The sequence below is a fragment of the Shewanella sp. ZOR0012 genome (assembly GCF_000798835.1).
In the GTDB taxonomy this organism is placed as follows: domain Bacteria; phylum Pseudomonadota; class Gammaproteobacteria; order Enterobacterales; family Shewanellaceae; genus Shewanella; species Shewanella xiamenensis.
Map to the genome: position 1 here is coordinate 1 of NZ_JTLE01000081.1, position 251 is coordinate 251.

A 251-nucleotide genomic window follows, 5' to 3' on the forward strand; every position below is an offset into this window, starting at 1 on the left:
CTCTGCCGTTTGGCGAGTAATCAAAGAATTAAATCAATGAATGAGTGTTCATAGCAATATGTACATACAGTAATGTATAAATTGAAACGCAATGCTTCTTAGTGAGCGAAGCGAATCAAAACAGTAGAATTCATTGAGTCGTTTAACGCGAGTTAAACAAAAAACTTTTAATCGAAGAGTTTGATCATGGCTCAGATTGAACGCTGGCGGCAGGCCTAACACATGCAAGTCGAGCGGCAGCACAAGGGAGT

The 251-nt window shown here is 40.2% G+C and carries 1 rRNA gene; it reads left to right on the forward strand.

Annotation, left to right across the window (positions count from 1 at the left end):
• Window positions 1-168 precede the first annotated feature (168 nt).
• Window positions 169-251, forward strand: a 16S ribosomal RNA gene (locus L976_RS01680); the annotation flags it as partial.